The organism is Pseudomonas sp. FSO-7 (assembly GCF_059579345.1).
This window is the reverse complement of record NZ_CM184193.1, coordinates 1,722,696-1,749,156: the sequence shown is the minus strand read 5'-3', so window position 1 is coordinate 1,749,156 and position 26,461 is coordinate 1,722,696. Positions and strand designations below refer to the sequence as shown.

The following is a 26,461-nucleotide window of genomic DNA, read 5'->3' as shown; positions in this document are numbered from 1 at the left end:
GGTGCGGCCATGAACGATCGGGATCAAATCCTCAAGGCCGCCGCTGAATTGGTATCGGCCTTCGCCCGCAATGACCGCGACGCCTACTTCGGTGCGTTCACGGCCGATGCGAGCTTCGTGTTCCATACCCTCGAACAGCCCCTGCTGTCACGCGATGCCTACCAGGCGTTGTGGGATCGCTGGCGGTCCGAGGAGGGCTTCGAGGTGCTCGCTTGCACCTCGAGCAACGCCTTCGTCAGCCTGCAAGGGGACGTGGCGATTTTCATCCATGACGTGGCCACCGAGCTGCGCATGCAAGGGGAGCTTCACCTTAGCCAGGAGCGCGAAACCATTGTGTTTCGCCAAGAACAACAAGGCCTATGGCTGGCCTGTCACGAACACTTGTCCGCAATGCCGGAAGGGCTGCCATCCCCTTAGCAACAGGCGACATTCACATCCGATGAATGCGCCTCGATGATCGGAGCAGATCATGAATAACAATAACGATAAAAGCCTTACGCACATTGAAACCAACGGGGTCGAACAGATCCCGGACCACGAACGCACCGCCGGCACAAGCGACCTGTTTCGCCTGATCTTCGGCGGCGCCAACACTTTTGCCACCGCCGTGCTCGGCAGTTTTCCAGTGCTGTTCGGCCTTTCGTTCCAGGCCGGGGTCTGGGCGATTGTGCTGGGGGTATTGGTGGGTTCGATCATTCTCGCGCCGATGGGCCTGTTCGGCCCGCTCAACGGCACCAACAACGCGGTGTCTTCCGGTGCTCACTTCGGCGTGCACGGGCGCATCGTCGGTTCGTTCCTCTCGTTGCTGACCGCCATCGCGTTTTTCTCGCTGTCGGTGTGGAGCTCGGGCGATGCGTTGATCGGCGGCGCCAAGCGGCTGGTCGGCGTACCGGAAACCGACCTGAGCCTGGGCCTGGCCTACGGCCTGTTCGCCCTGCTGGTGTTGACGGTGTGCATCTACGGCTTCCGGTTCATGCTGTGGGTCAACCGCATTGCCGTGTGGGCGGCCAGCCTGCTGTTCCTGCTGGGCATTTTCGCCTTCGCACCGACCTTCGACAGCCAGTTCGCCGGCACGGTCAGCCTCGGCCAGCCGGGCTTCTACGCCGCCTTCATCGGCGCGGCGCTGGTGGCCATGAGCAACCCGATTTCCTTCGGTGCGTTCCTGGGCGACTGGTCGCGCTACATCCCCCGCGACACGCCCAAGCGTCGCATCATGCTGGCGGTGATCGCGGCGCAACTGGCGACCTTGATCCCGTTCCTGTTCGGCCTTGCCACCGCCACCATCGTGGCGATCAAGGCGCCGGACTACATCGCGGCCAACAACTACGTGGGCGGGCTGCTGGCGGTGTCGCCGGGGTGGTTCTTCCTGCCGGTGTGCCTGATCGCGGTGATTGGGGGCATGTCCACCGGCACCACCTCGCTGTATGGCACCGGGCTGGACATGTCCAGCGTGTTCCCACGGGTGCTGTCGCGGGTCAAGGCGACGCTGCTGATCGGCGTGCTGTCGATTGCCTTCATCTTCATCGGGCGCTTCGCGGCGAACCTGGTGCAGAGCGTATCGACCTTCGCGGTGCTGATCATCACCTGCACCACGCCGTGGATGGTGATCATGATCATCGGCCTGCTGGTGCGCCGCGGCTTCTACTGCCCGGATGACCTGCAAGTGTTCACCCGCGGCGAAACCGGCGGGCGCTACTGGTTCAGCCACGGCTGGAACTGGCGCGGCCTGGGGGCGTGGATCCCCAGCGCGTTGGTGGGCTTGTGCTTCGTCAACCTGCCGGGACAGTTCGTCGGGCCGCTGGGGGAACTGGCCGGCGGGATCGACATCAGCCTGCCGGTGACCCTGGGCCTGGCCTCGGTGGTGTACCTGGTGTTGCTGGGGCTGTTTCCAGAGCCGGCGGCGGTGTATGGGCCGGGGGATCCGCGAAGCCAGGGTGCTTCGGAGCCAATCGATAAGCCCTCCCTCAGACAGACCGCCTGACCCGAGATCAACGAAAGACCCGTGGCGAGGGAGCTTGCTCCCGCTCGGTTGCGCAGCAACCGCTAAAAGCTTGGGGCTGCTGCGCAGCCCAGCGGGAGCAAGCTCCCTCGCCACAACAGCTCGTTCGCACTGAGGCTGCAGTGCCAGGGACAGCACCGCCTCGTCCCACATAAAAAAGACAATCGGAGACACGCCATCATGGCTTTGGACTTAATCGTCGTTCTTATCTACGCTGCCGGCATGATCGCCCTCGGCTGGTACGGCATGCGCCGCGCCAAAACCCGTGATGACTACCTGGTCGCCGGGCGCAACCTCGGCCCGGGCTTTTACCTGGGCACCATGGCCGCCACCGTCCTGGGCGGTGCGTCCACCATCGGCACCGTGCGCCTGGGCTACGTCTATGGCATTTCCGGATTCTGGCTGTGCGGCGCCATCGGCCTGGGCATCGTCGGCCTGAGCCTGTTCCTCGCCAAGCCGCTGCTCAAGCTCAAGATCTACACCGTGACCCAAGTGCTGGAACGCCGCTACAACCCGGCCGCGCGCCAGGCCAGTGCGCTGATCATGCTGGTTTATGCGCTGATGATCGGCGCCACCTCGACCATCGCCATCGGCACCGTGATGCAGGTGCTGTTCGGCCTGCCGTTCTGGGTGTCGATCCTGGTGGGCGGTGGCGTGGTGGTGCTGTATTCCACCATCGGCGGCATGTGGTCGCTGACCCTCACCGACATCGTGCAATTTTTGATCATGACCGTTGGCCTGGTGTTCTTGCTGATGCCGATGTCCATCGTCGATGCCGGCGGCTGGGACGCGATGGTGGCCAAGCTGCCGGCCAGCTACTTCGATTTCACGGCGATTGGCTGGGACACCATCCTCACCTACTTCCTGATCTACTTCTTCGGCATCTTCATCGGCCAGGACATCTGGCAGCGGGTGTTCACCGCCCGCAGCGAAGGCGTGGCCAAAGTCGCCGGCACCGCCGCCGGCCTGTACTGCGTGCTGTATGGCCTGGCCGGGGCGTTGATCGGCATGGCGGCCAAGGTTTTGCTGCCGGACCTTGCGAACGTCAACAACGCCTTCGCCAGCGTGGTGCAGGCCAGTCTGCCCAACGGTATTCGCGGACTGGTGATCGCCGCGGCCCTGGCCGCCTTGATGTCCACCGCCGCGGCGGGCCTGCTCGCCGCGTCCACCACGGTCGTCCAGGACTTGCTGCCCCGTCTGCGCCAGGGCCGTGAGAGTGGCAGCGGCGACGTTCACGAGAACCGCATCGCGACCCTGCTGATGGGCGCGGTGGTCCTGGTGATCGCCCTGGTGGTCAGTGACGTCATCAGTGCCCTGACCCTGGCCTACAACCTGTTGGTGGGCGGCATGTTGATCCCGCTGATCGGTGCCATCTACTGGAAACGCGCCACCACCGCCGGCGCGATCACCAGCATGTCGCTGGGCTTCTTGACCGCACTGTTCTTCATGCTCAAGGACGGCCTGGACGCCAACACGCCGATCTACTACAGCCTGAGCGTGGCGCTGGTGAGTTTTGTGCTGGTAAGTGTATTGGCGCCGCGGCCGGGTGTGGTAACCAAGGCGGTTTGACCGACACCCCTGAGCAATGAGATCCCACAGATAAAATCTTCAGCAATAAAAAAGATCGCAGTTCCGGCCCATCTCAATTGAAATGGTCCGAAGCTGCGATCTCTCCAAATTCTGCGGTGTGTTTACCGGCGGCGCGGTTGGCGGCGGCGTTGCTCGTCATCGGTGCGGATCGGTACCGGCTGCATCGGCGGCTCGATCAGCCCCAGCGCGACACCCAAGTCGTGAAGCCAGTTCTGGATTTTCTCTTTCATCGTGGTGCCCCCTCAGGGTGGTGCGAGCGGCAGATTTCTGTGGCCCCTTCGCACTGATAATAGTCCGATGTTCTACGTAATGCTCGTCTCAGTTTGCAATGATCTGTTACTGAATTGATCCAAATCCACCTCCGGGAGTTCAAGCCGATTGCGCCGTCGTCATGGGCGCGCGCGGCCAGGCCTGTTGTTGCAACTCAATCCAGGCGTTCAGGTTGGCCCCAACCATGCCTTTGCGCCACATCAGCCAGGTGGTGGCGCTGGCGAACGGCTCGGCCAGCGGATGCACCGTTACCCGCTCGCGGCCCGGCAGGCTGGCCAGCATCGACTCGGACATCAACGCCACCCCGGACCCGGCGATCACGCACGCCAGCATCCCCTGGTAAGACTCGATTTCCATCGCCCGGCCCATGGTCGCATGATCATGGGCAAACCACGCCTCCAAGCGCATCCGGTACGAGCAACCACGCCGGAACGTGAACACCGCGCGGCCCTGCACATCCAGCGCACTGTGCACCGGCGGGTGATCGGCCTCGGTAATCAGCACCAACCGCTCGTCACACAACGGCACGCCATCGAGCCCCGCCAGCTCCAGCGGGCCATCCACCAGCGCCGCATCGAGCCGATTGGTGAGCAGCCCTTCAAACAACTCGCCACTCGGCCCCGATTGCACTTGCAGGTTCACCGCCGGATACGCCCGGTGATACGCCGCCAGCAGGTCAGGCAAATGCGTCGCCGCCGTGCTGTACATCGTACCCAGCAGGAAATCCCCGGCTGGCTGCCCGCCCTGCACGGCGGCGTGGGCTTCGTCGTGCAAGGCGAACAGCTTGGCCGCATAGTCCAGCAGGACTTTTCCTGCCGGCGACAACTGCAAACGCTGACGCTCCCGCAGGAAAAGGTCCACGCCCAGTTGCTCTTCAAGCTGCTTGAGCCGGGTCGACAGGTTCGACGGCACCCGATGCAGGCGCTCGGCCGCCCGGGTGATGGAACCTTCCTCGGCCACGGCCTGGAAAATCCGCAGTTGGCTGAACTCCATAACCTTCTCCAAAAAAGAACAAGTTACTCACTATTATTCATTTTTAATGAAAGTCAATCAGTCCTAGCCTGACGGTCATTCGCCCCGACACCGGAGAACGACCATGTCACCTCTTATTCGCCTGCTCGGCAGTTTCATCGCGCTGATGATGGCCATGGGCATTGGCCGCTTCGCCCTCACACCGCAGTTACCTCATTTGATCGGCGAAGGTCAGGTCGACTTGACCGCCGCCGGTCTGATTGCCGCCGCTAACTATCTGGGGTACTTCCTCGGCGCGCTGGACGCCATGTTCGCCCGGCGCCCGGAGCAGGTACGGCGGCGGTTGCTCGGCGGCCTGTGGCTGTGCGTGCTGCTGACCCTGGCGTCGTTCTGGGCCTGGGGCTTCTGGCCGCACCTGGCGTTGCGCTTCGGCACCGGCGTGGCGAGCGCCTGGGTGATGGTGATGATCACCGCCCTGAGCCAACCCTTGGCAGCTGCGGCGGGACGGCCGCGACTCGGTGCCCTGGTGTTTGCCGGACCGGGGCTGGGGATTTTCCTGACCGGCCTGCTCGCCCTGGGTTCGAACCTGCTGGGCCAGAGTTCCGCGACCCTGTGGCTGGTGTATGCCGGCGTGGCGTTGGCGATGTTGCTGATGATCTTGCCGATCCTGCCTCGACCGGCCGCAGCCGCGCCCGTAGCAGTACCGGTCAGTGCGTCACCGAACCGTGGCATCGCTCGTCTCGGCGTGGTGTACGCCTTGTACGGCGTGGGCTACATCATCCCGGCCACATTCCTGTCGCAAATGGCCTCGGCGCAGTTCCACGGACAATGGCTGGCCGACCTGTTCTGGCCCTGCTTTGGCCTGGCCGCCGCCACTGGCGTGCTGCTGGTGAGCCTGCGTCGACCAGACCCAAGCACCACCGGTCGCTGGCTGGTCGGTACGCTCTGGCTGCAAGCCGCCGGGGTGTTCGCCTGCCTGCTGGGCAGTGGGCCGGGGCTGGCGTTGGGGGTGATCCTGTGCGGCGGGCCTTTCCTGGCCTGCATGCAACTGGTGATGCTGCGCTCCCGGGAACTGGCGCCCCACGCTACCCAGCGCAACGCGGGCCTGTTGACCGCCTGCTTTGCCGTGGGCCAGCTCAGCGGGCCCCTGCTGGCGGCGCTGAGCAGCCATTTCAGCGGCGGCCTGCAACCGGCGCTGATCATTGCTGGCAGCGGTCTGGTGCTGGCCGGTGGCCTATTGCTGCGGCCCGCCAGTCAGGATGCGGCGAGCCCCTGCGCCCAAACCGCGCTGCGTTGATCAGGCCTGGCCGGCTGGGCTGAACGACTTGTTCAACTGCGCGGCCGGTTCGCGTCGCGCCAAGGCGAAATACAACACCCCGCCGAGGAAGCAACCGGTGAACCAGGCAAAGTTGGCCATCGGTTGCAGCAGCGGCGTGAAGGTGATCGCCACGCCCATCAGTGTCGCCGGGATCAACGCCTTGACTGCGGTCCAGTTGATGCCGCCGCTGTAATAATAACGCCCGCTGGGCCCGTCATTGAACAACGCATCAACGTCGATCTGCTGCTTCTTGATCAGGTAGTAGTCCACCAGCAGGATCCCGAACAGCGGGCCGATGAATGCCGCCAGCACGTCCAGGGTGTAGTGGATCACTTCGGGGTTGTTGAACAGGTTCCACGGCGTGATGAAAATCGAAGCCAACGCCGCGATCATGCCGCCGGCACGCCAGCTGATTTTGCTGGGGGCAACGTTGGCAAAGTCGAAGGCTGGGGAGACGAAGTTGGCGACAATGTTGATGCCGATGGTGGCGGTCACGAAGGCAAAGGCGCCCAGCAAGACCGCCACGTCCTTGTCGATGCGCGCCACGGTGGCAATCGGGTCATGGAGCATTTCGCCGAACACCGGCAAGGTCCCGGAAACAATCACCACGGTGACCAGGGAGAACGCCAGGAAATTCACCGGCAGCCCCCAGAAATTGCCTCGGCGCACGTCAGACATGCTCCGGCAGTAACGGCTGAAATCGCCGAAATTCAGGGTCGGACCGGAAAAGTACGACACCACCAGGGCCGTCGCCACGATCACCTGGCCGAACGCCTGCCAGCCGGACAAGGACTTTTCCGCCAGGGTGAAGCTGATATTGCTCCAACCCGCCTTCCAGACGATCCAGCCGGCCAACAGAAACATCACGGCGTACACCACCGGTCCGGCCCAATCGATGAAGCGACGGATCGATTCCATGCCGGTCCAGAACACCAGCGCCTGGACGAACCACAGGCTGAGGAAACCGAACCAGCCCAGGTAGGACAAACCGGCAAAATGCGGCGTCGCATAGACTTCCATTGCAGGAAAAAACCGCAGCACCACGATGATCAGGGCGCTGGACGCCAGGTACGTCTGAATGCCGTACCAGGCCACGGCGATCAAGCCCCGGATGACCGCAGGAATATTCGCCCCGAACACGCCGAACGCCAGCCTGCAAATGACCGGATAAGGCACCGCCGCCTGTTGGCTCGGCTTGGCGACCAGGTTGGCGATCAACTGCACGATGCAGATCCCGCCGAGCAAGGCAATCAACACCTGCCAACTCGCCAGGCCCAAGGCGAACAGGCTGGCGGCAAACACATAGCCGCCCACGCTGTGCACATCACTCATCCAGAACGCGAAGATGTTGTACCAATTCCATTTCTGCGGCAGCGGGCCCAGGTCCTCGTTATAGAGGCGGGGGCTGTAGCCGTTGGGCAATTGCTCGGACATTGCGGGGCTCCTTTGAGTACCGCCGTGCCCCCGTATCGACCTGCTCACCATACTGCGCACGGGAGCCGGCATGGTTTGTATACGCGTTGCTACGCAGAATGCGTGCCATAGGCGCTGGATGTGAGACAAACCGGGGTGTGTGGCAGGGTTTAAAGCCGAGCAAGCGCAGGCATGCGCCCACGAACAGGGCGCGGGTGCATGCTAAAGGTGCAGGAATTTGTATACAGACAGGATCAACCTGTGACGAGGGAGCTTGCTCCCGCTGGGCTGCGAAGCAACCCCAAACCCAGTGTATTCAATCAAGCTGACACACCGAGGAGGCATGCTCGGGGGGCCGCTTCGCGCCCCAGCGGGAGCAAGCTCCCTCGCCACAGGCCAGACCTACAGACTTACAGGACCACAGGATTTCTGTGGTCAATCAGCTCAATTCAATGCGATCAGCATGAATGACAATCTGCCCATTCTTGTACAGCGCACCAATGGCCTTTTTGAAGTTGCCCTTGCTCACGCCAAACAGGCTGCTGATCAGCGCCGGGTCGCTCTTGTCGCTGACCGCCAGGGTGCCATTGTTCTCACGCAACTTGGCGAGGATCTTGGCGTTCAGGCTGGTGGCGGCTTCCTGGCCCACCGGCTGCAGGCTCAGGCTGATCTTGCCGTCCGGGCGGATTTCCTTGATGAAGCCTTTTTCCTGTTTGCCGGCGCGCATGAACTTGAAGATTTCATTCTTGTGGATCAGGCCCCAGTGCTTGTTATTGATGATCGCCTTGAACCCCATGTCGGTGGCTTCGGCGACCAGCAAATCCACTTCCTGGCCCGGCGTGTAGTTGGCCGGGGTCTTGTCCAGATAACGATCCAGGCGCGCGGTGGCGGTGATGCGGCGGGTGTGCTTGTCGAGGTAGACGTGCACCACGCAGTATTCGCCGGCGGTCATCTGGCGCTTTTCTTCGGAATACGGCAGCAACAGGTCCTTGGGCAGGCCCCAGTCCAGGAATACGCCAATGCTGTTGACCTCAACCACTTTCAAGCTGGCGAATTCACCCACCTGGACCTTGGGTTTCTCGGTGGTGGCGATCAATTTGTCGTCGCTGTCCAGATAAATGAAAACATTGAGCCAATCTTCATCTTCGCTGGGGATATCCTTGGGAATATATCGGTTGGGCAGCAGGATTTCGCCGTCCGCACCGCCATCCAGATATAAACCGAAGTTAGTGTGTTTAACCACTTGCAAACTGTTGTAGCGCCCGACTAAAGCCATTTCCAATACCCTCATTGCGTGGGCGGCATTCTACCCGGTTTTGCGGCGCGATTCGTGGCTGCTGGCAAGGTTTGCCGGCAAGACCTGGCACAACCGTTGATTTTCCTGGGTTTTCGTCCGAGGCACCGCCATTCGTCAGGCCGGTGACAGTGCGTACGGTCCGTTATCGGAGCAATAATTTTCACACGGTTGTTATTTAAAACAGAGGCTTAGGACAATAATTGCCAGATTATCGGCTGATTATTCTCGTCACGGTGGCGGTAATTCGGAAGGATATTTACCAAGCAATTGTCAAGTATTTCCTGTACGATGCCTGGCCCAATTAATTATCTACAGGTTAATGGCCGTCATGCGCGTAAAAGCATCCAACAGCAAAGCAAAGCCAGCTCCAGCCGTTGAAACCAGCGAGTCGATCAACGACCAGATCGCTGCGTTTCTCAAGTCCGGCGGCGAGATCCAGCAAATTGCCAAAGGCGTCAGCGGCCAGACATTCGGCCCGTCCAAGCAGATCAGCCTGGGCAAGAAGTAACCTGCGCGTCACCTGGTCCCAAAGCGCTTTGAGCTTCGAAGCGCTTGGACTGGAACCCCTCCCCGCTCTACCCATTTCCCATGAATCGACGAACGGCCCTCGCTGTCGAGCATTCGTCGGTATGCTTTCACCTCTCTAGCTCAAGCGTTTCAGCTTAATAACCGATCCTGCTTCTCGCTATTCATGGAGGAAGCATGCGCAGCTCTATTGTTCTGCTGATGGTCAGCCTACTGACATGTTCCCTCGCTCAGGGGCAGGTGTTCCAACGCGAACTCGGCGACTTCGACCTCAAACTCGGCACCACCCCCAGCCGGAGCATGGCCGAAGGCCTGGTCACGCCGTCGAGCACCGGTTCGTTCCATGGTGGCCTGGACCTGAGCCACGACAGCGGCTGGTACGTCGGCCAGTGGTCACCCAGCGCAGGCCTATCCGCCGATCTGGAGGTGGATTCCTACATGGGCTTTAAACAGCCCTTCGACCAGACCCTGGGCTACGAAGTCGGCCTGATCCATTACAGCTACCCCACCGTCGATACCCTCGACAGCCAGGAGTTCTACGGCGGCCTGACCGTGCTCGGCAGCCGCTTCGGCGCGGCCTTGAGCAACGATCCGGACAAACAGAACAGCACGCTGTTTGCCGACCTGGGTGGCAACGTGCCGTTCGGCATCGGCATCAGTGCCAAGTACACCACCCACCAACTCAATACACCGGTCTCGGTCGAGAACGGCTATGTAGGCAGTTTCAGCGACTGGTCATTGAAAATTTCCCGTCCGTGGAAGGGGCTCGACCTGGACCTGATCTACAGCGACTCAAGCCTCAGTGGCAGCAGTTGCTCGGCATACTCAGGCCACAACAGCGAATGCGACAGCCTGCTGACCCTCAAGATGGCCCATCCTTTTTACTAAGCGTTACGCATTTAATCGGCTGAACTGCCGCGCGTCTGCGATGCTCAAACAAAGCACCTACGCCTTCGCAAGGACTCGCTCATGTCGCGCTGGTTAACACGCACCGCCATGTTCATCGCCCTGTTGCTGACGCTCACCGCCTGCAGCCGTATAGGCCTGGCCTACCGCAACCTCGATATGATCATTCCCTGGACTCTCAACGATTACCTGGACATCAAAGGCGAGCAAAAAGACTGGTTCAACGAACGCCTCAAGGACCACCTGACCTGGCACTGCACCACCCAGTTGCCCGGCTACCTCGATTGGCTGGACCGTTTGGAAACCATGGTGCAGACCAATCAGGTGACCGACCAAGCCCTGCAACAGCGCACTCAAGAGGCCAAGGCCGCCATTGCCGAAACCGCCCGGGCAATCACCCCCTCGGCCATCGAACTGCTGCAAGGCCTGAGCGACGACCAGGTCGCCGACATGGACGCCGCCTTCGTCAAGGACCAGCGCAAACGCCAGCAGCAATACCTCAAGCCGACGTTGCAGGAGCAGATCCAGGAACGCAGCGAACGCATGATCAAGCGTCTGGACGACTGGCTCGGCCCGCTCAACGACGCCCAGCGCCAACGGGTGACGGCCTGGTCCACCGCCCTCGGCGACCAGAACCAGCAATGGATCGCCAACCGCGCCCACTGGCAAAACCAGTTCAGCGAAGCCGTGGCCCAACGCCACAGCCCCGACTTCCCAAAACGCATCGAGCAGTTGCTGGTCAACCGCGAAAGCCTCTGGACCCCCGCCTACCGCGAGGCTTTCAGCAAAACCGAAGCCCAGGCCCGCAGCCTGCTGGTGGACCTGATGGCCGAAAGCACCCCGGCCCAGCGCGAACGGCTGCTGAAGAAAATCGACGGGGTGAAGAAGGATTTCACAGATTTGAAGTGCCTGAAGGCAGCACGGTCATAAAACCAACACACATCCCCTGTGGGAGCGAGCTTGCTCGCGATAACGGTTGAACAGGCAACACACCTGTTGAATATCAGGCCGCTATCGCGAGCAAGCTCGCTCCCACAGGGCTCAGTGCAGACCTGTCAGGCAATCTGCGCCTTCGAAGCCAAATCATCAAACGTAAACTCATCCAGCGCATCTTCCTGCTCATCCAACACCTGACGCGGATGATCATTGCCCGGAATGCTGCTGTCGATCAGGCTCAACAATCTTGAACCACGGGGCGTCAGCACAAAATTCTCGCCGTTACCGCCCTCTTCCTCCGGCCGCGGCTCGATATAGCCACGCTCCAGCAGCAACTTTTCGTACTCCCCGGCGACCGCCTTCAGATGATCGAGGTTCTCGATCGGCTCGCCTGCGGCTGCTTTCTCTGCCGCGTACTGCTCCGCATAAGGCCGAGGGGTAAAGCTGTGGCCAGCGCCGTTCTGCACTTCGTGCAACAACCGTTCGATCAAGTCCCAGTTATAAGTCGTCATCCTGGTCCATCCTCCAAAGAGTGAGATGCCTACCTAGGTTGTGACCGAGGCGCCGCGTCACCGTTCAGCCGGGTTTCCGGGCGGTCTCTGCCTTGAGCCGACCAACGGCCTGTCGAATTGCGCCAAGGCCAAACGACCACCTGTTGAAAGCCGATTTCGCAGCTCAGCCCATAGGAGAAATCACCATGAACGTAGAGAATCATCCAGTCGTCTCGCGGGAAGAATGGCTCGCCGCCCGCCGCCAACACCTGGCCCACGAAAAAGCCTTCACCCGCGAACGGGACAAACTCAGTGCCGAACGCCGCGCCCTGCCCTGGGTAAAAATCGACAAACCCTACCGCTTCCAAGGCCCCCACGGCGAACTGAGCCTGGCCGACCTGTTCGGCGACCGCAGCCAACTGATCATCTACCACTTCATGTTCGGCCCCGGCTGGACAGAAGGCTGCCAGGGCTGCTCGTTCCTGTCCGACCACATCGACGGCGCCAACCAACACCTGGCCCATCACGACGTGGCCGTAGTGGCCGTCTCCCGCGCCCCGTTCGCCGAATTCCAACCCTTCAAACGCCGCATGGGCTGGAAATTCGATTGGGTCTCGTCCAACGGCTGCGACTTCAACTACGACTTCGGCGTCAGCTTCAAAACCGAAGACACCGCCAGCGGAAAAGCCACCTACAACTACGAAAAAACCGACACCACCGAAGACGAACTCCCCGGCCTGAGCGTCTTCTATCGCAACGACGTCGGCGACATCTTCCACACCTACTCCACCTATGCCCGCGGCCTGGACATCCTGGTCGGCACCTACAACTACCTCGACTTGACGCCCAAGGGCCGCAACGAGGACGAAATCATGGACTGGGTGCGGCATCACGATAAATACGAAGAGGCCAAACAACACGGCTGCTGCCACAGCTGACGCGCCAACCCGCCCAGTCGAGCGCGATCCCCGTGGCGAGGGATCTTGCTCCCGCTCGACTGCGCAGCAGTCGCCTGTTTGTTATTCGAAACGGCTATGAAGCCTGCCCACGCAGCCATTCCAGAAAAGTCAGCACCGCTGTGCTTTCTTGATGCGCTCGCACGGCATAAGAGTAATGGCCGGTCAGCACACGCTGCGGATCTACGAGAGACAACAGCCTACGCTGCAACATAGTCGATACAAAGATTTCCGGCACCACGACCACGCCGAGACCTTCAAGCGCGGCCTGAATCGCGAGAACCGTGTTATCGAACTCCAATGTCGGCTCAAGTAGAGATGACTGAATCTGATGATGTGCGCCCCATTGCGACCAAAGCGTAGGCCTGGAGCGTGCGCCTATTCGGGGAATTTCTTTGACGATTTCCGGGAGGCTGAACGGTGCTCCCGGAAACAATCTAGGACTGCCGACAAGGACGGACCACTCCTCCAGAAAAGGTTGATAGGCCAAGTCGCCCAGATCTGCCGGATCACGGCGAATATGCAGATCGACTCTGGTCGACAGTGTGATCGGGCCACCGGAAGTCCCGAGTTGCACTTCAAGGCCCGCCTGCGCCTCGCTGAACGAAGCAAGGCGTGGCAGAAGCCAGTGCATCGCGAACGTCACACCCGCATCCACCCGTACCACCGCCTTGCGACCACCACGACGCAGAAGGCTGACTTCCGCGGCGACGGATGCCAGCTTGTCACCCACCCGAGCCTGCAATTCCACGCCTTTGGGGGTGAGTTCCATCCGGTGTGCGCCACGTTCAAAAAGCCTGAACCCCAGGTACGACTCAAGGGCCTGGATCTGTCGACTGACTGCACCGGGGGTAACGCATAACTCGTGCGCGGCCTTACGAAGGCTGCCGCACTGGGCCACCGTGGCAAAGGCATAAAGCGCCGTTAGAGGGGGACGAGGAGACATGGTTGGCCGTTGAGTTTTTCTCAATGCAGCACGAAAAGAAGTCGATTGTGACACCGGCATGACATCGACAAGACTTGCTCATCGCCATAGGGGGTCAAGCGGAACGCCATCCTCCAGAGGCGAAACGGCGCTGCCAACCGCACGCCCTGCAACCGAGTCATCGAATGCTTATCAGGAGCTAGGGATGGAAAAGTCACGAACGACGACCACTGAAAAGCGAAGAGCCCGTATTCGATCTGCTTTGCAAGAGAAGCGCTGCCTGCGTCTCCTCGAAGCCCACAGTCCGATTGCCGCGTTGCTTGCTGAGTCCATTGTTGTCACCGATTCCTTCGGCCGAGAGATTTCCTATGACGGCTTCTGGTCCAGCTCGCTGACGGATTCGACAGAACGTGGAAAGCCAGACACCGAAGTTTTAACTATCCATGATCGATTACTCAACATCAACGAAATATTTGAGGCTACCACCCTTCCGTTGGTTGCCGATGGCGATACGGGCGGGCTCGCCGAACACTTCGCCTTCCATGTTCGTTCCATGGAGCGCCTGGGGATTTCGGCGGTCGTGATCGAGGACAAATGTGGACTCAAGAGAAACTCGCTGCTGGGCACAGAGGTATTCCAACAGCAAGAGGACATCGAGGCCTTTTGCCGGAAAATCCGCATCGGCAAAGCCGCACAGATCACCCCAGACTTCATGGTGATCGCCAGGATCGAGAGCCTGATACTCGAGGCGGGAATGGACGACGCCCTGAGACGTGCCCATGCCTATGTCGAGGCAGGGGCTGACGGCGTAATGATCCATAGCCGGATGACTGATCCGGGTGAAGTCATGGCGTTCGCGCAGAAGTTCAAAGCAGAGCATGAAGACGTGCCTCTGGTCTGTGTGCCAACAAGCTATTCACAAACATCCTTCGAAGACCTTCAGGCCGCCGGATTCAATGTCGTGATCTATGCCAACCACATGCTTCGATCATCGTATCAGGCGATGCGGTCGGTGGCCGAAGGCATCCTGCGCCACGGACGATCCCTTGAGGTGGAAGACAGTTGCCTGGATGTAAAGGAGCTGCTGAGCATCATTTCGTCGGGACTCGGCGAAACGAAGCAAAGTTCATCTGCTTGACCATGGATAAAAAACCTTATTGCGAACGACATCGGTAATGACTGGGAGGTCCGTCATGCGAAATGACATTATCTTGGAAGACACGACCCTTAGAGACGGGGAACAAGCGCCGGGCGTAGCTTGGGCTCGGCCTCAAAAGTTGGAATTATTGCGCGCCTTGATCGAAGCAGGAGTGCGCTGGATTGAAGTTGGAATTCCCAAGATGGGCGGCGATGAACTGTCGTTCGTCGCTCAAGCACGCGAATATGCTGATCAAGCCAGGCTGATCGCCTGGAACAGAGGCCTGTACGACGATATCGAGCAATCCATGGCGCTCGGATACGACGCGATCCACATTGGTCTGCCGACGTCGGATATTCATCTCCAGTCCAGCGTCGGAAAGAGCCGTGAATGGGTATGCCAGCGGGCGGTCGAACTCATCAAGACAGCCAAGGATCGCGGGGTCTTTGTGTCCATCAGTGCCGAAGATGTCGGGCGGACCGAACTCCCTTTCCTGCAGGAATACGCCGGTCGAGTCCACGAAGCCGGTGCTGATCGTCTCAGGCTATCTGACACGATCGGAATCCTGAACCCCGAGTCTTATGCTGAGCGAGTCCGGGCCGCCAAACAGGCAGCAGCGATAGACTTGCAATGCCATTGCCATAATGACTTCGGTCTCGCAGTTGCTAATACGCTCGCAGGTTTGCAGGCGGGTGCCCGGTACTTCCATGTCTGTGTCAACGGCATTGGCGAACGCGCGGGCATGCCGGACCTGGCCCAGACTGTGCTCGCGTTAAAGCACTTATACGGGCACGACACCGGCGTGGACACGACTCAACTTCCAAGGCTGTCACGCCTGGTTTCCACGCTGACGAAAACGGCCATTGAGCCGTGGCGACCGGTGGTAGGAGCAAATGTCTTTGCCCATGAATCAGGCATCCATTCCAACGGCACGCTCAAGGATACAAAGTCCTTCGAGCCGATTGCGCCGGAAGAGGTTGGCGGCCAACGGCGGATTGTGATCGGAAAGCACTCTGGAAGAGCCGCACTCGCTCACGTGCTGGGGCAACAAGGCGTGGAGTACGACGAGAACAGACTCAATGAGCTCCTGGATCACGTGCGTACCCTGTCCATCACCAAAAGCGGCGAAGTACTGGCGGAAGAATTGGTGACCCTGTACCGCGACCTTCCTGAACAAGGGCGTTCATTGCCAAACTGACGCTGTAGCGGGCTGGCTTAGCTTTGTGACGCCAGAAGCGGCCGTAGACGAACAAGGGGGTTTTGCCATTGGGAAACGTTGGCGTGTACGAGGCAGTGTTGGTCGCCGCCGTTGCATTCTTTGCATCCCTGATCGGAGGTGTTTCAGGCTTCGGGACGGGATTGATCCTGCCCATCGTACTGGTGCCCATTGTTGGCGTTGAGAATGTGATCCCCCTCATGGCGGTCGGCATGGTCCTGACCAACGGGAGCCGGGCTTGGGCGTTTTGGCGGGCTGTAGAGTGGGCACACGTCAAGAGGCTATTGTGTGGCGGCTTGCCCTGTTGCGCCTTGGGCGCTTACAGCTACACCCTGTTGTCCTCGCGGTGGATTTGCCTCCTGCTCAGCGCGGTCATGTTTTGCAGCATCGTGTTCCGACGGCTGCGATCGTCATCCAACCACCGTCTTGGAGCCCTCGGGGAGGGCGTTTGCGGCGCGGGGTTTGGCCTGGTCAACGGGGCAATGACCGGGACGGGGCCGGTCCTCAGTACCATCCTCTTGTCGTCGGGACTGTATGGGGCTCCGCTCATTGCGACCGATGCGGTCATCTCCTTGACGATGGGGCTGGTCAAAGTGGCAGTGTTCGGGGGATTCCAGCAACTCGACGACAAACTGGTATTGGGTGGGCTTTTAATCGGTTTGGCAACGGTGCCCGGGGCGTTTGTCGCCCGTCATTTGTTGCGCAATGTGACGCCGGGCGGGCATTCGCTTTTAATGGAGGGCGTGGTGTTCATCGGTGCGGTTATGCTGCTGGTGCGGGGCATTTACTGATTGGCTTATCGAATGGGATAAATACGAAGAGGCCAACGACAACGGGCGACTTCTCAGTCGCCCGCTTCATAGCATTAATTTGCTCACCGACGATGGCCCTGCTGGGCCTGCATGTATTGGCGAAGAAGCTGATTGATGCGTGTCTGATAGCCCGCGCCCTGCCCCTTGAACCACTCAACCACATCGGCGTCAAGGCGAATAGTCACCGCCTGCTTTACCGGCACACGCAGCTCGGCGCGACGGAAGAAGTCCTCATCCAATTCAGGGATATCGCTGGTATCGATGTCCGCATCATCCAACTTGGCCAAGCGCTCCCAGTCAGTTTTCGATGTTTTCGACATAACGTATGGCCTCCTGCTTAGTGGCTTTTCGGGCGGAGATGATGCGGATCACATCGTCCCGCCGTTCGGTATACACGACCACGCCAATCAACGTTTTGATCAATCCGATAGTGATCCAACGCTCTTCGCCGTAGGCCATTCGGTCATCGTGGAAGACCAGCCTCGGATGCTGGAAAATGCCCGGCACGTCGTTGAAGTCGATGCCGTGCTTAAGAATGTTGGCCCGGTTCTTGGCTTCGTCCCATTCAAATAGCATGGGACATTCTGTACCTACTTACGTACATACACACTACTCTCCTCTGCAGAAATACACAGCCCCGGTAGCTCGATGAAATGACCATCGGATCACTAGCGACATTAGAAGCAGCTCAGAAGGCGCAACCGTATTCGACGCATGACGCCTCTTTCCCGAAGATTACTGTCGTAACCGTCCATCTGAAATCAGACGCATCCTGTAAAAAAGTACGAAAGGTCCTGCACAGAGGTGGAAACCTCCTGCGAAATGGACAGATCTGATGGCAAACAGGTCGTAGTAGGAAACGGGGGGACTGACTTAGCATCACGGTGAATACGAAGGAGGAAAGCCCCACAGTTGCTGATACGACTAAGCACAATCCTCAAGCCGATCATCGCTCCCGTGGCGAGGGAGCTTGCTCCCGCTCGACTGCGCAGCAGTCGCTTGCTTTAAGCCGAAAAATGCCAGGCCAAACGTCCTACATGAAGCTCGGAAAGCGGTGTCTTGTCGCTCAAGAGAAGATCGCCCTATAGTCCCTCGTCGCCCGAAAAGGCAGCCGGGTTTGGCGACCCGATCTACAGAGAGACTCATCAACTTTCGAGACTCTGATTATGACCAAATACATGCCCATCACCGGAATCGACTGCACCCCGGCCACCCTGCTCATCGACACCGAAGCTCCGCTCGACGTCCTCTTCGAAACCGCCGACTACCGCATCCGCACCGTGACCCAACTGCTGGAAAACATCGCGTTCCGCTCGGATATCAGCTCCGATACGGTGGTGCTTTCTGACTTTTGCAAGATGCTGACGATAGCGTTGCGCGATGGGTGTGATGTGATGGATGTGATTGGGAGACGGTTGCGGGTACAGGCTGCTGAGTAACTAAAGGATGACACCGGCAGAGCTCGTATCACCTCACGGATCAATCGACTGATAGAGGGTTTACCTGGCGATGTCGCTCCAGTCGGCCATGGTATCAGTGAGCTACGAATTCACTGCGGGCCTGGCTACAGGGTGTATTTCTATCAGCGAGGCGACGTGCTGGTGATTCTGCTCTGTGGCGGCGACAAGGGCAGCCAGAGCCGCGACATTGAAACCGCCCACCAGATAATGCAGGCGTGGAGAGCACAAAATGACTGAGACTTTTACAGAATTTGACCCCGCAGAATACCTCAACACCCCCGAGGCCATTGCGGAGTTCATGAGCGATGCCCTCGAAACCGGCGATGCAAGTTATATCGCCAAAGCGATGGGGGTAGTCGCACGAGCCAAGGGAATGACCGAGTTGGCCAGGGAAACGGGCCTGTCGCGCGAACAGCTATACCGTTCCTTCAGCGAGCATGGTAACCCCACTCTGAAAACACTCCTGGCAGTCATGAAGGCACTTGGCGTCGATATGACGGCTCGGCCACACACGCACACTGCGTCGTAGTCCTAATGAAAAAGTGACGGAAATGGTCCCACAGGGACAGACCACATTTCCCAAATTCAGGTTGGGACTTCAATAAAAAACCGGACTCAAGATCCGGTTTTTTATTGAAAGGGCTATGACGCCTGCCTCAGAAAGCAGGGTTATCCCACCTCGCAGGTTTGGCGACTACTTGCCCGCCTCCTCAACGGCTGCCGTATTCTGAGGACCGAAAGAATACTTCTGGGCCCGCAACTTCATGGTGCGCGGATCAGGCAAACCTACGGTCTCTGGGCCCGCAAAGCCGGTGACACCATTGCTGAGCGTGGGATTGATCGCATCGAACAGGAAGCTGAAACCTTGTTTCAGCGAGCTTTGGGCGATGCCGTGACACCCCATGCAGCCGCCCATGGTCAAGCTTTGAGTGCTGTGGTCGTAATCCGGTACTTTGATGTTCGGTTGGTTGCGCGCATTGGTCAGGGTGTTGTTATTCGGGATGGGGAATACATTGCTCCCGCGAAACAGCTGGATTCCCGGCTGGCTGCTTTCGACCATGATATTGGCCAGGTAATAATCCGGGTCAGTTTGAGTGCTCGAGGGGATGGCCTGCACCCCTTTGAGCTGATAGTGCTTCCAGACCGAATTGTTGAATTCGCTGCTGCCGTCCATCAGCTGCTTGACCTGGTTGTTCACCGCTTTGACTTCAGAATGCATGGTGGGCGGTTGCACGACCCGGATCGGGCCAGCCTGCCCTTCGGGGATCCCATTGCTGCCAGAGTAGACCGGCGGATTAAGGGACGCGTTTGCGACTGTGCCCGCCTTTGGCAGGGAAACCCTGTAGATTTTATTGCCGTCAGAGAGGGTGGCGGTCGGGGGGTTATTTACATCGAAACCGGGGTAATCAATCTTGTTGTAGTTGGCGATGTAGTAGAGCCCGGTCGGTGATTTACCGTCGGCCAGCGTCAGGGCATCTTCGTGCTCGAACGTGGCAAAGATGAAGGTCGGGTAGTTGGGCGTCTTATGGATGATATGCAAAGCGACCAGTGCGTAGTCTTCATTTTGCGCCACCGGGTCACTGTCGAGGCCCTTATAGGTCACCACCGTCGCCGTATGGTAGCGCCCACGATTCTGTACCGGGATGTCTGCCAGCTTGCGCCATGTCGCCTTGACCTCGACCGCGCCGTCGGGCAGCACTACATTATCCGGGAAGCTGCTCAGGCCTTTCGCATATTCGTAGACGACGGGGTTCGCCTTGGCCTCGAACAGGATCTGGCTGTCGTTTGAAGGGGCATAATCGCTCCCTTTCTTCGCCACATTTGGCGGATTGGTCGGGAAGAAAATAGCGTTTTGTCCTATCTGAGTCGCCTCATCCAGATTGTTGTAATGATTAAAGGTGGCGCCTGGCGCCAAACGAATACCGTTGGGGAATTGGGTATAGCTATATTGCGGGTCAGAACCAAACGGACGCGTCGGACCACCTGCGGTGTTTTTTTGCGGTCCCGCCGGAAACAACTCGGTACGGTGAGCGAAGGTTTGCCATAACAACGGGCTGGGGGATTGTGGCACCTTGCCCGAATCGGCAAAGCTGCCGGCAGGGTTGCCGACGCCACGGTTGACCGGCAACGGCGCCTTGGCGGTATTGTTCAGTGCGAAAAAGCTCCGCCAGGCGAAAGTTGCATAGTCGGTGTGGCTGAGGCCTGTCGCCAGATCCGTGGGCAGTTGCGGGTTTTCCCCGGTTAGATCATTTGTGGTAATGGCATAGGAAGCACCCAATCCCGAGGGGTAGGCACTATTGCGATCAAAGCTCTGGGAAAAATATGGATGCCAGTTCAGCCCGTCATCCGAATAAAACGTATTGGCGCTGCTGCTGATGAACGCGCGATCATCGATCATCGTCGTACTATTCAGGAACCCCGGGACGCCCTTGCCTGTTATCCCTGTCAGCGTTTGCCTTGTTCCCCATTGACCAGCCCGGTTGTAAGTGCGTGCAAACTTGGCACCATTTTCAAAAGCATAATAAACCCATAAATTGCCTTTATAGACAAGGGGCACCATCGTCAGGATCGAATCGGTGTTCTCTTGGAACGCCAGCTTTTCTCGACTCCAAAGACGGCCATCACTCGAGGCAACAGAGTAAATAGCCTTACCTGAATTTTCGCTATACAAGACAAATAGCTGCCCGTTATACACAACAGGCTTGTTATTAACCGCAGTGTGCAGGGTCGGGATAGTGTAAACATTAGACCAGCCGATGCCATCTTCGGAACTGATGGTCTGCAAGCGATTCTGGGGGTCGGTGAAAGTCAGTACCAGTTTCTGCTTGAACACGCTCACCGAGACATCGCCCAGGACACTATCCACTGGAATGGGTTTTGGAGGGGACCAGTTTTTCCCCTCTGCCGAGGTGGAATAAAAAATATGCTTCTGGTCATAATTATTAGACCAGAACATATAGACATTACCTTTGAAGGACTGTACTGCGGGTATGTAGAACGCTGGTAGACCAAAGCGCACCAGACTCGTTGAGGATGGTGTACCGGCTGAGGCATCGGGGCTGTCAAAGACATCGACTTCGATCCCCACACCTTGTTGTGGCGTCGCGACGATCAGACTCTCCGCATAAGCCGGGAAAATTGAAAACGAACCGCACAGACACAGTATTAATCGACTGAGCATTGCTTTAATGTTCATAGACTTCATTCCTTGAATGAGTGACTACTACCAACCTAGGGCGCATCCCAAAAAGGAGTAGTTGTTCCATTACTGATTTGCGATTGGCATCAACAGCGAGGTATTCAGACTCAACAGTCTTTATCCCTTCCGTTGTCATTCATTGAGCTGGCGAATGCGCAGAAGTCCCCGACAGCGTTGTAACAGGCAAGCGCTATCTGAGTTCCGCTGTCATTGTCTTCTACAAAGAGGTGGGCGAGGAGTTGTACCGACATAGTGTTAGCATCCTGGCTAATAAAGAATTGACATCCATGTTGAGCACAGAAAACCATTCGACTCACGCGAAACCACGCATTAGCAAACGATCCAGTCTTGCGCTAGCGCAGATAGCGACATCCTCCATGGTAGACGAACGTTTAATATCGTCTAGGGAAACCATGAAAAAGATTTCCCCCCTTGCTGAACCAACGCACCAAAGAACGGACGCCTTACCAGTCGTCACCCCACCGACGCCCTCGGCTAATGAACTTTCCACCCCACACCGGCCTCAACCCATTACCTGCTCCAACAAGGAATACGAGGCCCCACCATGAAAACTCTCCTGAAACTCACCCTCGCAGCCGCCCTCACCTGCGCCCTGCCCGCCTGGGCCACTTGCACGCCCGAGGAAGCCACCGTCAAGCGTGAACAACTGGCCCAGGAAGTGACCAAGCTCACCGAACAGAACCCGACCAAGGCCAAGGAAATTAACGATGAGTTGCAGAAGATGGACCTGGAGACCGCCAGCAAGGATGTGCCGGATAAGTGCGAGTTGATTGATAAGCGTCTGAAAGAGCTGAAGAACGCGGAGAAGAAGGCGGGGTGATGATGCTTTTGTGGCGAGGGAGCTTGCTCCCGCTGGGGCGATCCGACGTATCGGGCGAAGCGCCCCTCAAAGTCTGAGTTTCAACTTTAGATGATGTGAAAACCGATATTTACTGGGGCTGCTGCGCAGCCCAGCGGGAGCAAGCTCCCTCGCCACGGGTTTTGCGTCAGATTCAGTTATTCATAAAAAAACCGGACTCAAGGTCCGGTTCTTTTTATCAAACGCTGAAGCGGCTTCACTCAGCCGCCGGCGCCTCTGGCTTGCGGCGCTTGAGCGGGGCCATGCCGTCCTTGCTGACCAGCGACGGCGCGTCGGTCTTCGGGCGGTTGGCGGTCTTGCGCTTGGTCGGGGCCTTGGCGCCGGTTTTCTTCTTGTCGCCCTTGGCGTCGACCTTTTTCTTCTTCACGCCAACGGCCTTGCCCGACGCCTTGACCTTTTTCGGTCCGCCGTAGGTGCCTTTGACTTCCTTGATGGTGCGGCGCTCGAAGCTCTGCTTGAGGTAGCGCTCGATGCTCGACATCAGGTTCCAGTCGCCGTGGCAGATCAGCGAGATCGCCAGGCCATCGTTGCCGGCACGACCCGTGCGACCGATACGGTGCACGTATTCGTCGCCGCTGCGGGGCATGTCGAAGTTGATGACCATGTCCAGGCCATCCACGTCCAGGCCGCGGGCGGCGACGTCGGTGGCGACGAGGATTTTCACGCCGCCCTGCTTGAGGCGGTCGATGGCCAGCTTGCGGTCCTTCTGGTCTTTCTCACCGTGCAGCACGAACGCCTTGTATTCCTGGGCCACCAGGCGGCCGTAGATGCGGTCGGCCATGGCCCGGGTGTTGGTGAACACGATGGCTTTTTCGTAGGTCTCGTTGGCCAGCAACCAGTTGACGATCTGCTCTTTGTGCTGGTTGTGGTCGGCGGTGATGATCTGCTGGCGGGTGGTGGAGTTCAGCTGGCTGACCGCGTTGAGCTGCAAGTGCTCGGGGTTGTTCAGCACCTTGGCGATCATCTCGCGCAGGCCCGAACCGCCGGTGGTGGCGGAGAACAGCATGGTCTGCTGGCGGTTGACGCATTCGTCCACCAGGCGCTGCACGTCTTCGGCAAAACCCATGTCCAGCATGCGGTCGGCTTCGTCCAGCACCAGCACTTCGACTTCCTTGAGGTCGAGGTTACCGGCGTTCAACTGCTCGATCATCCGCCCCGGCGTGCCGATCAGGATATCCGGCACCTTGCGCAGCATCGCGGCCTGGACCTTGAAGTCTTCGCCGCCGGTGATCAGGCCGGACTTGATGAAGGTGAACTGCGAGAAGCGCTCCACTTCCTTCAAAGTCTGCTGAGCCAGTTCACGGGTCGGCAGCAGGATCAGGGTCTTGATGCTGACGCGGACCTTGGCCGGGCCGATCAGGCGATTGAGGATCGGCAGCACGAACGCGGCGGTCTTGCCGCTGCCGGTTTGCGCCGTCACCCGCAGGTCACGCCCCTGGAGCGCGAGCGGAATAGCCGCTGCCTGCACCGGCGTTGGCTCGACAAATTTAAGCTCGGCCACGGCTTTGAGCAGGCGTTCGTGCAGGGCGAATTGGGAAAACACGGGTGCTACCTCGAAGAAATGCAAAAAAACAGCTGCATAGGGTAACGGTTTCGAGCGCGAAGGCCGAGTTTCTTTATACAAACGGCGGTAAATCAGTGCATTTTTATCAGCCGTTATTGCATCAACGGTCACTTGACCGGGCTTAAATGCTCTAATCGTCCCATCGCGTCTTTATAGAAGAACCGTTTCGTCCATGGACATCAAACAACTCTGGGTCAACCTCCAAGACCTCTGGGGTGCCCTTGACCAGCACCCGCTCCTGCATTCCAGCCTCGCCCTGATGTTGCTGCTGGTCATCGCCCTGGTACTCGGGCGCATAGCGCGCTACCTGATCCTCCACGCCGCCAAATTGCTCGGGCGCCAACCGGCCCTGCATTGGGTCAACGACCTGCGCCAAAACAAGGTGTTCCATCGCCTGGCGCAGATGACGCCGTCGCTGATCATCCAGTTCGGCCTGCACCTGGTGCCGGAACTGAGCAAGACCAGCATGATTTTCCTGGGCAATGTCGCCCTGGCGTTCACCATCCTGTTCATGGTGCTGAGCCTCAGTGCCCTGCTCAGCGCCCTGCTGGACGTGTACGCCCGCACCGAACACGCGCGTACCCGCTCGATCAAAGGCTACGTGCAACTGACGAAGATGGTGCTGTATGTGTTTGGCGCGATCATCATCGTCGCCACGCTGATCGACCGTTCGCCGCTGTTGCTGCTGTCAGGCCTGGGTGCGATGTCGGCGGTGATTTTGTTGGTCTACAAGGACACGCTGTTGTCATTCGTCGCCAGCGTGCAACTGACCAGCAACGACATGCTGCGGGTCGGCGATTGGATCGAGATGCCCCAGGTCGGCGCCGACGGTGATGTGGTGGACATCACACTGCACACGGTCAAGGTGCAGAACTTCGACAAGACCATTGTCTCGATCCCGACCTGGCGCCTGATGTCCGAGTCGTTCAAGAACTGGCGCGGCATGCAACAGTCCGGCGGACGACGGATCAAGCGCAGCCTGTTCATCGACGCCAGCGGCGTGCGTTTCCTGCATGACGACGAAGAACAGCGCCTGACCCAGGTCCGCCTGCTGACCGACTACATCGGTCGCAAGCAAGCCGAGCTCAAGGCCTGGAACGAAGCCCAGGGCAACGTCGCGGCGATGTCGGCCAACCGTCGCCGCATGACCAACCTGGGCACCTTCCGCGCCTATGCCCTGGCCTATTTGAAGAGCCACCCGGAAATCCAGCCGAACATGACCTGCATGGTCCGCCAGCTGCAAACCACCGCCCAAGGCATCCCGCTGGAAATCTACTGCTTCACCGGCACCACCGTGTGGGCGGACTACGAGCGCATCCAGGGAGATATTTTCGATTACCTGCTGGCGGTGATGCCGGAGTTTGGATTGAACCTGTACCAGCAGCCGAGCGGCACGGACCTGCGCTCGGGATTGTTGCCGGCGGTGCTGGGGGCGAGCCACCTGCCGGAGCCGCAGAAGCAGGTGGTCTGACCCTCAAACCCTCAGGAGCTGGTGGTCTAAAGCCAACCCCCTATTTCCCTGTGGGAGCGAGCTTGCTCGCGATAGCGGCGTGTCAGAAACAGAGATGCTGACTGATACCCCGCTATCGCGAGCAAGCTCGCTCCCACAGTGTTTAGAGTGAAGGCTGAGGCTGACGTACCCCCAACCGGCTGATCCACACCGCCGCCAATATCACCGACCCACCCAGCAGCAATCGCCCCAATTCCTCGTGCTGGTTCCAGATCAGCAGGTTCACCAGCAGCCCCACCGGCACGTGCAGGTTGTTCATCACCGCCAGCGTCCCGCCGTTGACCAGGCACGCGCCTTTGTTCCACCAGTACAACCCCAGCGCGGTGGAGACCAGGCCGAGGAACACCAGCACGCCCCACTGCAGCGGCGCTTCGGGCCAGAAATTTGCCTTGCCGAACAGCAGGAAAGCCGGCAACGCCACCATCAACGCACCGAGATAGAAATAGCCGAAACGCCGGTAGTGCGGCAGGTCGCTCGGGTGACGGGCCACCAGGTGTTTGTAAAGCACCTGCCCGGCCGCATAGGTGAAGTTGGCCAGTTGCAGCAGCAAGAAGCCCATGAAGAAATCCGGGTTGATTCGGTCGTAGCGAATCACCGCGGCACCGGCCACGGCCACCAGCGCCGCGATCAGCGCCCAGGGGTTGAAACGCCGGTTCAGCGCGTCTTCGATCAAGGTCACGTGCAGGGGCGTCAGGATGGTGAACAGCAGCACCTCGGGCACCGTCAAAACGCGGAAGCTCAGGTACAGGCAGACGTAGGTCACGCCGAACTGCAAGGCGCCGATCAACAGCATGCCGCGCATGAACGACGGCTCCACCTGGCGCCAACGCGTCAGCGGAATGAACACCAGCCCGGCCAGCAGCACCCGCACCAGCACCGCGAAGTAACTGTCCACATGCCCGGCCAGGTACTCGCCGATCAGGCTGAAGGAAAACGCCTGGATCAATGTCACAAAAAGTAGATAGCCCATACCGCCCCTCGTTTCGAATGGCGGCGAAGATAGCGGTTTTGAGGGATGGGCGCGAGCGTGATGGGCCGCTAGTTTCGGGTCACGGGTATGCACAGGAAGGCTGAGGGCAGTACT

26 protein-coding genes and 1 pseudogene are annotated in these 26,461 nt (G+C 59.1%); 16 read left to right on the top strand and 11 right to left on the bottom strand.

The features are described 5' to 3' along the window. Positions 1-9 precede the first annotated feature (9 nt). The 3 genes from AC515T_RS07755 (at position 10) to AC515T_RS07745 (ending at position 3,568) form a co-directional block, all read left to right on the top strand. On the top strand, positions 10-417 hold the full coding sequence (locus AC515T_RS07755; RefSeq protein WP_496532031.1) for a YybH family protein: 408 nt from the start codon (positions 10-12) through the stop codon (positions 415-417). Between the two features lie 49 nt (positions 418-466). Continuing rightward, positions 467-1,981: a purine-cytosine permease family protein gene (locus AC515T_RS07750; protein WP_496533089.1), complete on the top strand. Its 1,515-nt coding sequence runs from the start codon at positions 467-469 to the stop codon at positions 1,979-1,981. Positions 1,982-2,179: 198 nt separating this feature from the next. Beyond that, the gene (locus AC515T_RS07745; protein ID WP_496532030.1) at positions 2,180-3,568 is read left to right on the top strand and encodes a sodium:solute symporter family protein; all 1,389 of its coding nucleotides are present in this window, start codon (positions 2,180-2,182) and stop codon (positions 3,566-3,568) included. 122 nt (positions 3,569-3,690) lie between these two features. Here the strand turns inward: AC515T_RS07745 and AC515T_RS07740 are convergent, their stop codons facing one another. Both AC515T_RS07740 and ptrR read right to left on the bottom strand, forming a co-directional pair. After that, positions 3,691-3,819, bottom strand: coding sequence for a PA1414 family protein (locus AC515T_RS07740; RefSeq protein WP_003198971.1), 129 nt, complete (start codon positions 3,817-3,819; stop codon positions 3,691-3,693). Between the two features lie 139 nt (positions 3,820-3,958). After that, positions 3,959-4,852 carry a putrescine utilization regulator PtrR gene (ptrR, locus tag AC515T_RS07735; protein WP_496532029.1) on the bottom strand — a complete coding sequence of 298 codons (894 nt, stop codon included), beginning with the start codon at positions 4,850-4,852 and terminating at the stop codon, positions 3,959-3,961. Positions 4,853-4,955: 103 nt separating this feature from the next. Between ptrR and AC515T_RS07730 the strand changes: the two genes are divergently transcribed. Next, positions 4,956-6,128, top strand: a complete 1,173-nt coding sequence (locus AC515T_RS07730; protein ID WP_496532028.1) for an MFS transporter — start codon at positions 4,956-4,958, stop codon at positions 6,126-6,128. Here the strand turns inward: AC515T_RS07730 and AC515T_RS07725 are convergent, their stop codons facing one another. Continuing rightward, positions 6,129-7,583, bottom strand: coding sequence for an NCS1 family nucleobase:cation symporter-1 (locus AC515T_RS07725; protein WP_496532027.1), 1,455 nt, complete (start codon positions 7,581-7,583; stop codon positions 6,129-6,131). Between the two features lie 418 nt (positions 7,584-8,001). Next, the gene (locus tag AC515T_RS07720) at positions 8,002-8,838 is read right to left on the bottom strand and encodes a CvfB family protein (protein WP_109755810.1); all 837 of its coding nucleotides are present in this window, start codon (positions 8,836-8,838) and stop codon (positions 8,002-8,004) included. Between the two features lie 340 nt (positions 8,839-9,178). Between AC515T_RS07720 and AC515T_RS07715 the strand changes: the two genes are divergently transcribed. The 3 genes from AC515T_RS07715 (at position 9,179) to AC515T_RS07705 (ending at position 11,220) form a co-directional block, all read left to right on the top strand. Continuing rightward, positions 9,179-9,367 (top strand): PFL_1563 family small protein, encoded by a 189-nt coding sequence (locus AC515T_RS07715; protein ID WP_018607615.1) that lies wholly within the window; start codon positions 9,179-9,181, stop codon positions 9,365-9,367. A gap of 194 nt (positions 9,368-9,561) precedes the next feature. Further along, the gene (locus tag AC515T_RS07710) at positions 9,562-10,272 is read left to right on the top strand and encodes a TorF family putative porin (protein ID WP_496532026.1); all 711 of its coding nucleotides are present in this window, start codon (positions 9,562-9,564) and stop codon (positions 10,270-10,272) included. A gap of 81 nt (positions 10,273-10,353) precedes the next feature. Then, the gene (locus AC515T_RS07705) at positions 10,354-11,220 is read left to right on the top strand and encodes a DUF6279 family lipoprotein (protein WP_496532025.1); all 867 of its coding nucleotides are present in this window, start codon (positions 10,354-10,356) and stop codon (positions 11,218-11,220) included. Between the two features lie 125 nt (positions 11,221-11,345). On the opposite strand, the gene AC515T_RS07700 is transcribed toward AC515T_RS07705, so the two are convergent. After that, positions 11,346-11,738 carry a transcriptional regulator gene (locus AC515T_RS07700; protein WP_459160488.1) on the bottom strand — a complete coding sequence of 131 codons (393 nt, stop codon included), beginning with the start codon at positions 11,736-11,738 and terminating at the stop codon, positions 11,346-11,348. 185 nt (positions 11,739-11,923) lie between these two features. Here AC515T_RS07700 and AC515T_RS07695 point away from each other — a divergent pair, with 185 nt between their 5' ends. Beyond that, positions 11,924-12,655, top strand: a complete 732-nt coding sequence (locus AC515T_RS07695) for a DUF899 domain-containing protein (RefSeq protein WP_496532024.1) — start codon at positions 11,924-11,926, stop codon at positions 12,653-12,655. A 94-nt stretch (positions 12,656-12,749) separates the two neighbouring features. Here the strand turns inward: AC515T_RS07695 and AC515T_RS07690 are convergent, their stop codons facing one another. Continuing rightward, complete coding sequence (locus AC515T_RS07690; protein ID WP_496532023.1) at positions 12,750-13,619, bottom strand: LysR substrate-binding domain-containing protein; 870 nt, start codon at positions 13,617-13,619, stop codon at positions 12,750-12,752. Between the two features lie 184 nt (positions 13,620-13,803). On the opposite strand from AC515T_RS07690, the gene aepX reads away from it, so the two are divergent. The 3 genes from aepX (at position 13,804) to AC515T_RS07675 (ending at position 16,743) form a co-directional block, all read left to right on the top strand. Beyond that, positions 13,804-14,736 carry a phosphoenolpyruvate mutase gene (aepX, locus tag AC515T_RS07685; protein WP_496532022.1) on the top strand — a complete coding sequence of 311 codons (933 nt, stop codon included), beginning with the start codon at positions 13,804-13,806 and terminating at the stop codon, positions 14,734-14,736. 55 nt (positions 14,737-14,791) lie between these two features. Then, positions 14,792-15,934, top strand: a complete 1,143-nt coding sequence (locus AC515T_RS07680; RefSeq protein ID WP_496532021.1) for a hydroxymethylglutaryl-CoA lyase-like TIM-barrel protein — start codon at positions 14,792-14,794, stop codon at positions 15,932-15,934. A gap of 83 nt (positions 15,935-16,017) precedes the next feature. Next, positions 16,018-16,743, top strand: a complete 726-nt coding sequence (locus AC515T_RS07675; RefSeq protein WP_496532020.1) for a sulfite exporter TauE/SafE family protein — start codon at positions 16,018-16,020, stop codon at positions 16,741-16,743. 83 nt (positions 16,744-16,826) lie between these two features. On the opposite strand, the gene AC515T_RS07670 is transcribed toward AC515T_RS07675, so the two are convergent. Both AC515T_RS07670 and AC515T_RS07665 read right to left on the bottom strand, forming a co-directional pair. Further along, positions 16,827-17,084, bottom strand: a complete 258-nt coding sequence (locus AC515T_RS07670) for a BrnA antitoxin family protein (RefSeq protein WP_053186480.1) — start codon at positions 17,082-17,084, stop codon at positions 16,827-16,829. Next, the gene (locus AC515T_RS07665) at positions 17,062-17,340 is read right to left on the bottom strand and encodes a BrnT family toxin (protein ID WP_496532019.1); all 279 of its coding nucleotides are present in this window, start codon (positions 17,338-17,340) and stop codon (positions 17,062-17,064) included. The genes AC515T_RS07670 and AC515T_RS07665 overlap by 23 nt, the downstream gene beginning before the upstream one ends. A 590-nt stretch (positions 17,341-17,930) precedes the next feature. Between AC515T_RS07665 and AC515T_RS07660 the strand changes: the two genes are divergently transcribed. The 3 genes and pseudogenes from AC515T_RS07660 (at position 17,931) to AC515T_RS07650 (ending at position 18,753) form a co-directional block, all read left to right on the top strand. Next, positions 17,931-18,203, top strand: coding sequence for a hypothetical protein (locus AC515T_RS07660; protein ID WP_496532018.1), 273 nt, complete (start codon positions 17,931-17,933; stop codon positions 18,201-18,203). After that, a pseudogene (locus AC515T_RS07655) lies at positions 18,204-18,461 on the top strand (type II toxin-antitoxin system RelE/ParE family toxin); the annotation flags it as partial. After that, the gene (locus AC515T_RS07650; RefSeq protein WP_496532017.1) at positions 18,454-18,753 is read left to right on the top strand and encodes an addiction module antidote protein; all 300 of its coding nucleotides are present in this window, start codon (positions 18,454-18,456) and stop codon (positions 18,751-18,753) included. The pseudogene AC515T_RS07655 and the gene AC515T_RS07650, both read left to right, overlap by 8 nt. A gap of 165 nt (positions 18,754-18,918) precedes the next feature. On the opposite strand, the gene AC515T_RS07645 is transcribed toward AC515T_RS07650, so the two are convergent. Next, positions 18,919-21,420: a sialidase family protein gene (locus tag AC515T_RS07645; RefSeq protein ID WP_496532016.1), complete on the bottom strand. Its 2,502-nt coding sequence runs from the start codon at positions 21,418-21,420 to the stop codon at positions 18,919-18,921. 568 nt (positions 21,421-21,988) lie between these two features. Here AC515T_RS07645 and AC515T_RS07640 point away from each other — a divergent pair. Beyond that, positions 21,989-22,264, top strand: coding sequence for a hypothetical protein (locus tag AC515T_RS07640; RefSeq protein ID WP_496532015.1), 276 nt, complete (start codon positions 21,989-21,991; stop codon positions 22,262-22,264). Positions 22,265-22,499: 235 nt separating this feature from the next. On the opposite strand, the gene AC515T_RS07635 is transcribed toward AC515T_RS07640, so the two are convergent. Next, positions 22,500-23,846, bottom strand: a complete 1,347-nt coding sequence (locus AC515T_RS07635) for a DEAD/DEAH box helicase (RefSeq protein WP_060738709.1) — start codon at positions 23,844-23,846, stop codon at positions 22,500-22,502. A gap of 193 nt (positions 23,847-24,039) precedes the next feature. Between AC515T_RS07635 and AC515T_RS07630 the strand changes: the two genes are divergently transcribed. Continuing rightward, positions 24,040-25,338, top strand: a complete 1,299-nt coding sequence (locus AC515T_RS07630; RefSeq protein WP_496532014.1) for a mechanosensitive ion channel family protein — start codon at positions 24,040-24,042, stop codon at positions 25,336-25,338. Positions 25,339-25,480: 142 nt separating this feature from the next. Here the strand turns inward: AC515T_RS07630 and AC515T_RS07625 are convergent, their stop codons facing one another. After that, positions 25,481-26,347, bottom strand: coding sequence for a carboxylate/amino acid/amine transporter (locus AC515T_RS07625; RefSeq protein WP_496532013.1), 867 nt, complete (start codon positions 26,345-26,347; stop codon positions 25,481-25,483). Positions 26,348-26,461 lie beyond the last annotated feature (114 nt).

Bases quoted from the DNA above. Each gene is read 5' to 3' on its own strand.
- AC515T_RS07730 (WP_496532028.1), top strand. From the start codon at position 4,956: ATGTCACCTCTTATTCGCCTGCTCGGCAGTTTCATCGCGCTGATGATG.
- AC515T_RS07705 (WP_496532025.1), top strand. From the start codon at position 10,354: ATGTCGCGCTGGTTAACACGCACCGCCATGTTCATCGCCCTGTTGCTG.
- aepX (WP_496532022.1), top strand. From the start codon at position 13,804: ATGGAAAAGTCACGAACGACGACCACTGAAAAGCGAAGAGCCCGTATT.
- AC515T_RS07640 (WP_496532015.1), top strand. From the start codon at position 21,989: ATGAAAACTCTCCTGAAACTCACCCTCGCAGCCGCCCTCACCTGCGCC.
- AC515T_RS07665 (WP_496532019.1), bottom strand. From the start codon at position 17,340: ATGCTATTTGAATGGGACGAAGCCAAGAACCGGGCCAACATTCTTAAG.
- AC515T_RS07650 (WP_496532017.1), top strand. From the start codon at position 18,454: ATGACTGAGACTTTTACAGAATTTGACCCCGCAGAATACCTCAACACC.
- AC515T_RS07725 (WP_496532027.1), bottom strand. From the start codon at position 7,583: ATGTCCGAGCAATTGCCCAACGGCTACAGCCCCCGCCTCTATAACGAG.
- AC515T_RS07625 (WP_496532013.1), bottom strand. From the start codon at position 26,347: ATGGGCTATCTACTTTTTGTGACATTGATCCAGGCGTTTTCCTTCAGC.
- AC515T_RS07630 (WP_496532014.1), top strand. From the start codon at position 24,040: ATGGACATCAAACAACTCTGGGTCAACCTCCAAGACCTCTGGGGTGCC.
- AC515T_RS07700 (WP_459160488.1), bottom strand. From the start codon at position 11,738: ATGACGACTTATAACTGGGACTTGATCGAACGGTTGTTGCACGAAGTG.
- ptrR (WP_496532029.1), bottom strand. From the start codon at position 4,852: ATGGAGTTCAGCCAACTGCGGATTTTCCAGGCCGTGGCCGAGGAAGGT.
- AC515T_RS07695 (WP_496532024.1), top strand. From the start codon at position 11,924: ATGAACGTAGAGAATCATCCAGTCGTCTCGCGGGAAGAATGGCTCGCC.
- AC515T_RS07715 (WP_018607615.1), top strand. From the start codon at position 9,179: ATGGCCGTCATGCGCGTAAAAGCATCCAACAGCAAAGCAAAGCCAGCT.
- AC515T_RS07740 (WP_003198971.1), bottom strand. From the start codon at position 3,819: ATGAAAGAGAAAATCCAGAACTGGCTTCACGACTTGGGTGTCGCGCTG.
- AC515T_RS07690 (WP_496532023.1), bottom strand. From the start codon at position 13,619: ATGTCTCCTCGTCCCCCTCTAACGGCGCTTTATGCCTTTGCCACGGTG.
- AC515T_RS07755 (WP_496532031.1), top strand. From the start codon at position 10: ATGAACGATCGGGATCAAATCCTCAAGGCCGCCGCTGAATTGGTATCG.
- AC515T_RS07720 (WP_109755810.1), bottom strand. From the start codon at position 8,838: ATGGCTTTAGTCGGGCGCTACAACAGTTTGCAAGTGGTTAAACACACT.
- AC515T_RS07660 (WP_496532018.1), top strand. From the start codon at position 17,931: ATGACCAAATACATGCCCATCACCGGAATCGACTGCACCCCGGCCACC.
- AC515T_RS07645 (WP_496532016.1), bottom strand. From the start codon at position 21,420: ATGAACATTAAAGCAATGCTCAGTCGATTAATACTGTGTCTGTGCGGT.
- AC515T_RS07745 (WP_496532030.1), top strand. From the start codon at position 2,180: ATGGCTTTGGACTTAATCGTCGTTCTTATCTACGCTGCCGGCATGATC.
- AC515T_RS07670 (WP_053186480.1), bottom strand. From the start codon at position 17,084: ATGTCGAAAACATCGAAAACTGACTGGGAGCGCTTGGCCAAGTTGGAT.
- AC515T_RS07680 (WP_496532021.1), top strand. From the start codon at position 14,792: ATGCGAAATGACATTATCTTGGAAGACACGACCCTTAGAGACGGGGAA.
- AC515T_RS07710 (WP_496532026.1), top strand. From the start codon at position 9,562: ATGCGCAGCTCTATTGTTCTGCTGATGGTCAGCCTACTGACATGTTCC.